The organism is Flavobacterium algoritolerans (assembly GCF_030010385.1).
Classification (GTDB): Bacteria; Bacteroidota; Bacteroidia; order Flavobacteriales; family Flavobacteriaceae; genus Flavobacterium; species Flavobacterium algoritolerans.
This window is the reverse complement of record NZ_JASCRZ010000012.1, coordinates 1-5,785: the sequence shown is the minus strand read 5'-3', so window position 1 is coordinate 5,785 and position 5,785 is coordinate 1. Positions and strand designations below refer to the sequence as shown.

Sequence of the window (5,785 nt, the reverse complement as noted above, 5' to 3'; positions counted from 1 at the left end):
TATCATAAAAAACTTTGTGTTTCAAGAATCATGTTTTCAGCGAGTTAAAGGATAGGTTAAGAAAACATGAAAAAAAAGGTTTAGAAAAGCTTGTAAAAGCGAATAAAGGATGTAGTTTTGCACCCGCAATAGCGCATAAGTTCTTTAATAAACTGATAAGTAATAGGAATCGAAATAGAGGATTTATTTTCAAAAAAGATTCAGAAAAGCTTGTGAGATTAGAAAACAGATGTTACCTTTGCACCCCGCAAAACGCGCAACGTTCCTTGAGAGATTGATAAGAAATGGAGAAGAAAACGAGATAAAAATTATTTCAAAAAAACTTCAAAATTTTCTTGCCAGTTAAAAAGAAAGTTGTACTTTTGCACCCGCTTCGAGAAACACTTTAAGTAGTGCCAACGAAGGGAAAACAAAGAAGAACACGTTCCTAGACATATTGAATTGACAGCCGTTTTGAAAGAGATTTCAAAACAAAAGAATGAGAGTAATAGAATCGAGAGATTTGAAAAAACCACTAGAATTTAGTCGAATAAACAAAGAGTGAAGATTTATCTGAGCTCAAACAATATACGATGAAGAGTTTGATCCTGGCTCAGGATGAACGCTAGCGGCAGGCTTAACACATGCAAGTCGAGGGGTATAGTTCTTCGGAACTAGAGACCGGCGCACGGGTGCGTAACGCGTATGCAATCTACCTTTCACAGAGGGATAGCCCAGAGAAATTTGGATTAATACCTCATGGTATTATAGAGTGGCATCACTTTATAATTAAAGTCACAACGGTGAAAGATGAGCATGCGTCCCATTAGCTAGTTGGTAAGGTAACGGCTTACCAAGGCGACGATGGGTAGGGGTCCTGAGAGGGAGATCCCCCACACTGGTACTGAGACACGGACCAGACTCCTACGGGAGGCAGCAGTGAGGAATATTGGACAATGGGCGCAAGCCTGATCCAGCCATGCCGCGTGCAGGATGACGGTCCTATGGATTGTAAACTGCTTTTGCACAGGAAGAAACAACATTACGTGTAATGTCTTGACGGTACTGTGAGAATAAGGATCGGCTAACTCCGTGCCAGCAGCCGCGGTAATACGGAGGATCCAAGCGTTATCCGGAATCATTGGGTTTAAAGGGTCCGTAGGCGGTCAGATAAGTCAGTGGTGAAAGCCCATCGCTCAACGGTGGAACGGCCATTGATACTGTCTGACTTGAATTATTAGGAAGTAACTAGAATATGTAGTGTAGCGGTGAAATGCTTAGAGATTACATGGAATACCAATTGCGAAGGCAGGTTACTACTAATGGATTGACGCTGATGGACGAAAGCGTGGGTAGCGAACAGGATTAGATACCCTGGTAGTCCACGCCGTAAACGATGGATACTAGCTGTTGGAAGCAATTTCAGTGGCTAAGCGAAAGTGATAAGTATCCCACCTGGGGAGTACGTTCGCAAGAATGAAACTCAAAGGAATTGACGGGGGCCCGCACAAGCGGTGGAGCATGTGGTTTAATTCGATGATACGCGAGGAACCTTACCAAGGCTTAAATGTAGATTGACCGGTTTGGAAACAGACTTTTCGCAAGACAATTTACAAGGTGCTGCATGGTTGTCGTCAGCTCGTGCCGTGAGGTGTCAGGTTAAGTCCTATAACGAGCGCAACCCCTGTTGTTAGTTGCCAGCGAGTCATGTCGGGAACTCTAACGAGACTGCCAGTGCAAACTGAGAGGAAGGTGGGGATGACGTCAAATCATCACGGCCCTTACGCCTTGGGCTACACACGTGCTACAATGGCCGGTACAGAGAGCAGCCACTGGGTGACCAGGAGCGAATCTATAAAACCGGTCACAGTTCGGATCGGAGTCTGCAACTCGACTCCGTGAAGCTGGAATCGCTAGTAATCGGATATCAGCCATGATCCGGTGAATACGTTCCCGGGCCTTGTACACACCGCCCGTCAAGCCATGGAAGCTGGGGGTGCCTGAAGTCGGTGACCGCAAGGAGCTGCCTAGGGTAAAACTGGTAACTAGGGCTAAGTCGTAACAAGGTAGCCGTACCGGAAGGTGCGGCTGGAACACCTCCTTTCTAGAGCCTTAGTGTTAGTAGCAATACACGCTAGGGAAAGAAGACGAAAGTTCGAGAAGGAAACAAATACCAACATTTTATTACTCTTGCTGTTAGTTCAAATAATACCATTTAAGAATAAGAGTGTCTCGTAGCTCAGCTGGTTAGAGTACTACACTGATAATGTAGGGGTCGACAGTTCGAGTCTGTCCGAGACAACTATTTAAAGCTTAAATAAAAGAAGAAATTCTAGAGTTGAGGAGTTATGAAGTATAAATTCATAATTCATAATTCACAATTCATAATTAGATTGGGGGATTAGCTCAGCTGGCTAGAGCGCCTGCCTTGCACGCAGGAGGTCAACGGTTCGACTCCGTTATTCTCCACTATTCTAGTGAATAGTAAAGAGTGAATAGTAATTAGCTACGGCTAATGACTAATTACTAGAGACTGATCATTAAGAAAAAAGTTCATTGACATATTGAGATAAGAAAATAATAAAAAGTAGAAAGCATTTTTACTTGTTTATCATTAGACAAGTAAAGAAACGGTCTCGTTTTAATTAACGAGATTGGTACAATAAGCAAAATAAGGGCGTATGGGGGATGCCTTGGCTCTCAGAGGCGATGAAAGGCGTGATAAGCTGCGAAAAGTTACGGGGATTGGCACACACGATATGATCCGTAAATACCTGAATGGGGCAACCCACTATGTTGAAGACATAGTACACCGATAGGTGGGCAAACCCGCTGAACTGAAACATCTAAGTAGGCGGAGGAGAAGAAAACAAAAGTGATTCCGTAAGTAGTGGCGAGCGAACGCGGATTAGCCCAAACCAATGTTGTTACGGCAATATTGGGGTTGTAGGACCACGACATTTGTTGCGGATAGAATTAGAATCTACTGGAAAGTAGAGCCAAAGAAGGTGATAGCCCTGTATAAGTAATAGAAGATAACGATAGTGGTATCCTGAGTAGGGCGGGACACGAGAAATCCTGTCTGAATTTGGCGGGACCATCCGCTAAGGCTAAATACTCCTGAGAGACCGATAGTGAACCAGTACCGTGAGGGAAAGGTGAAAAGAACCGTGAATAACGGAGTGAAATAGATCCTGAAACCATACGCTTACAAGCGGTCGGAGCCCTTTCGTGGGGTGACGGCGTGCCTTTTGCATAATGAGCCTACGAGTTAACGTTGCTGGCAAGGATAAGTGGTTAAGCCACGGATCCGTAGCGAAAGCGAGTCTGAATAGGGCGCTTTAGTCAGTAGTGTTAGACGCGAAACCGTGTGATCTACCCATGGGCAGGATGAAGCGCTGGTAACACAGTGTGGAGGTCCGAACCGGTTGACGTTGAAAAGTCTTCGGATGACCTGTGGGTAGGGGTGAAAGGCCAATCAAACTCGGAAATAGCTCGTACTCCCCGAAATGCATTTAGGTGCAGCGTTATGCGTAAAGTTATATAGAGGTAGAGCTACTGATTGGATGCGGGGGCTTCACCGCCTACCAATTCCTGACAAACTCCGAATGCTATATAATGTTTCATAACAGTGAGGGCTTGGGTGCTAAGGTCCAAGTCCGAGAGGGAAAGAACCCAGACCATCAGCTAAGGTCCCCAAATATACACTAAGTTGAAAGAACGAGGTTTGTCTGCCCAGACAGCTAGGATGTTGGCTTGGAAGCAGCCATTCATTTAAAGAGTGCGTAACAGCTCACTAGTCGAGCGGACGAGCATGGATAATAATCGGGCATAAGTGTATTACCGAAGCTATGGATTTAGAGTTTACTCTAAGTGGTAGGGGAGCATTCTAACAGGGTAGAAGGTGTATCGTAAGGTATGCTGGACTGGTTAGAAAAGAAAATGTAGGCATAAGTAACGATAATGCGGGCGAGAAACCCGCACACCGAAAGACTAAGGTTTCCACAGCTATGCTAATCAGCTGTGGGTTAGTCGGGACCTAAGGCGAACCCGAAAGGGACAGTCGATGGACAACGGGTTAATATTCCCGTACTAGTTATTACTGTGATGGGGTGACGGAGTGATGAAAGCGCCGCGAACTGACGGAATAGTTCGTTGAAGTACCTACCTATAAGACCCGCAGGCAAATCCACGGGTTTTGGGGAAATACGATAGTACTCGGAGTCTTCGGACAAAGAGATAGTGCGCCTAAGGGCTTCCAAGAAAAACCTCTAAACTTCAGGTAATAAGTACCCGTACCGCAAACCGACACAGGTAGTCGAGGAGAGAATCCTAAGGTGCTCGAGAGATTCATGGCTAAGGAATTAGGCAAAATAGACCCGTAACTTCGGGAGAAGGGTCGCCAGCAGCAATGCTGGCCGCAGTGAAGAGGTCCAGGCGACTGTTTATCAAAAACACAGGGCTCTGCAAAATCGTAAGATGAAGTATAGGGCCTGACACCTGCCCGGTGCTGGAAGGTTAAGTGGAGATGTTATCTTCGGAGAAGCATTGAAATGAAGCCCCAGTAAACGGCGGCCGTAACTATAACGGTCCTAAGGTAGCGAAATTCCTTGTCGGGTAAGTTCCGACCTGCACGAATGGTGTAACGATCTGGACACTGTCTCAGCCATGAGCTCGGTGAAATTGTAGTAGCGGTGAAGATGCCGCTTACCCGCAGTGGGACGAAAAGACCCTGTGCACCTTTACTATAGCTTAGTATTGACCTTGGATAAATGATGTGTAGGATAGGTTGGAGACTGTGAAGTGGCGTCGCTAGGCGTTGTGGAGTCATTGTTGAAATACAACCCTTTGTTTATCTGAGGCCTAACCCCGTTTTGCGGGGGACATTGCTTGGTGGGTAGTTTGACTGGGGTGGTCGCCTCCAAAAGAGTAACGGAGGCTTCTAAAGGTTCCCTCAGTACGCTTGGTAACCGTGCGTAGAGTGCAATGGCATAAGGGAGCTTGACTGAGAGACATACAGGTCGATCAGGTACGAAAGTAGAGCATAGTGATCCGGTGGTTCCGCATGGAAGGGCCATCGCTCAAAGGATAAAAGGTACGCCGGGGATAACAGGCTGATCTCCCCCAAGAGCTCATATCGACGGGGGGGTTTGGCACCTCGATGTCGGCTCGTCACATCCTGGGGCTGGAGAAGGTCCCAAGGGTTGGGCTGTTCGCCCATTAAAGTGGCACGCGAGCTGGGTTCAGAACGTCGTGAGACAGTTCGGTCTCTATCTACTGTGGGCGCAAGAAATTTGAGTGGATCTGATTCTAGTACGAGAGGACCGAATTGGACAAACCTCTAGTGTATCTGTTGTCACGCCAGTGGCATCGCAGAGTAGCTACGTTTGGAAGGGATAAGCGCTGAAAGCATATAAGCGCGAAACCCACCACAAGATGAGATTTCTTTTAAGGGTCGTGGGAGATGACCACGTTGATAGGCTATAGATGTAAAGGCAGTAATGTCATAGTCGAGTAGTACTAATAACCCGTAAGCTTATGTACGCTTTTCTCCCGTCTTTCGGGACTGGAGAAGAAACTTTCTAATACTTTTTATTTTCTTTATCTCAGTATGTTAAGATATTATGTGATTGATGTTTATTTAACTATAAACAACATTACAATAATTGCCCAAAGCAATTATAACCTCTTAAGGTGGTTATTGCGGCGGGGCTCACCTCTTCCCATCCCGAACAGAGTAGTTAAGCCCGCCTGCGCAGATGGTACTGCAGTTATGTGGGAGAGTATGTCGTCGCCTTTCTTTGAA

Annotated in this window: 2 tRNA genes and 3 rRNA genes; all 5 read left to right on the top strand. The window is 46.1% G+C overall.

The features are described from left to right. Positions 1 to 569 precede the first annotated feature (569 nt). The 5 genes from QLS65_RS16065 to rrf all read left to right on the top strand — a co-directional run bounded on the left by QLS65_RS16065 (position 570) and on the right by rrf (position 5,779). A 16S ribosomal RNA gene (locus QLS65_RS16065) occupies positions 570 to 2,083 on the top strand. Between the two features lie 124 nt (positions 2,084 to 2,207). Further along, positions 2,208 to 2,281, top strand: a tRNA-Ile gene (locus QLS65_RS16060). A 93-nt stretch (positions 2,282 to 2,374) separates the two neighbouring features. Then, positions 2,375 to 2,448 (top strand) — tRNA-Ala (locus tag QLS65_RS16055). A 191-nt stretch (positions 2,449 to 2,639) separates the two neighbouring features. Next, positions 2,640 to 5,523: ribosomal RNA gene (locus tag QLS65_RS16050) — 23S ribosomal RNA — on the top strand. Positions 5,524 to 5,669: 146 nt separating this feature from the next. Next, positions 5,670 to 5,779, top strand: a 5S ribosomal RNA gene (gene rrf / locus QLS65_RS16045). Together the 16S, 23S and 5S rRNA genes with 2 tRNA genes alongside form the textbook arrangement of a ribosomal RNA operon. Positions 5,780 to 5,785 lie beyond the last annotated feature (6 nt).